Origin of the sequence: Streptomyces sp. WELS2 (assembly GCF_013870595.1) — a bacterium.
Lineage (GTDB): Bacteria > Actinomycetota > Actinomycetes > Streptomycetales > Streptomycetaceae > Streptomyces.
Map to the genome: position 1 here is coordinate 1 of NZ_JACBWZ010001055.1, position 1,875 is coordinate 1,875.

Genomic DNA, 1,875 nt, shown 5'->3' on the forward strand with positions numbered 1-1,875 from the left:
GGACCAGGGCGCGGAACCGGCCGGGGGTGAGCGGGTCGGCCGGCGCGCTGCGGCGCCACGCCTCCACCACGCCCGGTCCGTCACCCGTGCGGAAGCCGCGGAGCACGGCCCCGTGGTGCTGGCTCATCCTGTGCCCCCGTCTGGCTCGTCCTGTGCCCCCCGCTGCCGGGCGGCCTGTCGAAACGGTGGCTGGAAATCTACTGCTCCGTCCGGGAATGTCGAGCCGGACGCGCCCGGAGCGGCTCAGTCCGGCAGGACCAGCCGGGCCGTCCCCCCGGGACCGACCGGCACCACCCGGTCGCGCAGCCGGACGTCGATGGGCGAGCGGTCGGAGGCCGGTACGGCGATCTCCAGCAGGCCGCTGCGCAGCCGCAGCCGTACGCCCCAGTGGCCGCGGTAGCGCAGGGAGAAGCCGTAGGAGGACAGCTCGGGCAGCGGGACGGGGTCGAGGCACAGGCCGTCGCGGGTCTCCAGGCCGGTCAGTCCGCGCTGGACGAGGTCGAGGGTGCCGGCCATCGCGCCGAGGTGGACGCCCTCGCCGGTGGTGCCGTCCTGGAGGTCGGCGATGTCGCCGCGCAGCGCCTCCTGTACGAACCGCCAGGCGTCGGCGCGGCGGGCGCGGGCCAGGATCCAGCCGTGGACCAGCCCGCTGAGGGTGGAGCCGTGGCTGGTGCGGTGCAGGTAGTGGTCGACGGTCGCGGTCCAGGTGCGCTCGTCCAGCGGGTGCCCCAGGCGCTGGAAGAGGCCGCGCAGTTCGCCGGGCGAGAAGAGATAGCCGAGCATCAGGACGTCGGCCTGCTTGGACGCCTTGTAGCGGTTGACGGTGTCGCCCTCGGCCTCCAGGATCCGGTCCAGGCGCCGGATGTCGTCGTACCGCTTGCGGTAGCCGTCCCAGTCCAGTTCGGCCAGGTCGGCGTAGCCGTCGAACTGGCTGATCACCCCGTCGTGGAAGGGGATGTGCAGCCGGCGGGAGACCTGTTCCCAGCGGACGGGCTCGTCCTCGGCGAGGCCGGAGTACTCGGTCAGTTCGCGGCGGCGGGGTTCGGGCAGGCCGGCCAGCAGTTCCAGGGCCCGGCCCAGCACCCAGGCGGCGGTGACGTTGGTGTAGGCGTTGTCGTCCAGGCCGGGGCGGGCGGCGCCGGGGTAGGCGTCGTGGTACTCGTCGGGGCCGACCACGCCCCGGATGCGGTAGCGGCCGAGGTGGTCGTCCCAGACGGCGAAGTCCGCCCAGAAGCGGGCGATCTGGAGCAGCATCTCGGCGCCCTCGCCGTGCCGGAAGTCCGTGTCGCCGGTCGCCTCGCAGTACTGCCAGATGTTGTACGCGACGGCGGAGCCGACGTGGTGCTGGAGCCGGGAGTGGTCCGGCAGCCAGCGGCCGGAGCGCGGGTTGAGGTGCAGTTGCTGGGTCTCCTCGCGGCCGTCGCTGCCGCTCTGCCAGGGGTAGAGCGCGCCGCGCCGGCCGAGCGCGGCGGCGGCGTGGCGGGCGGCGTCCAGCCGGCGGTGGCGGTAGCGCAGCAGGGCCCGGGAGACCTCGGGCAGGTGCAGGTTCAGGTAGGGCAGGACGAAGAGTTCGTCCCAGAAGACATGGCCCCGGTAGGCCTCGCCGTGCAGTCCCCGGGCGGGCACGCCCACGTCCAGGTCGGCGGTGTGCGGGGAGAGGGTCTGCAGCACGTGGAACAGGTGCAGGCGCAGGATGCCGCCCGCCTCGCCGGGCACGTCGAGCGCGGTGCGCCGCCACAGCTGCTGCCAGGCGGTGCGGTGGGCCTCCAGCAGCGTCTCGAACGGGGGCGCGCCGGCGGTCCGGTCGAGGGCCGCGCACAGCGGGTCGCTGATGGCCGGGTCGCGGGAGGTGTGCAGGGCGACGGTCTTGTCCAC

General features: G+C 74.3%; 1 protein-coding gene. It reads right to left on the reverse strand.

Annotated elements, in window-relative coordinates; translation table 11 throughout:
- Nucleotides 1–243: 243 nt before the first annotated feature.
- A partial coding sequence (locus tag H5J33_RS33500) for a glycosyl hydrolase family 65 protein (RefSeq protein ID WP_181798451.1) occupies nt 244–1,875 on the reverse strand: 1,632 nt, incomplete at its 5' end.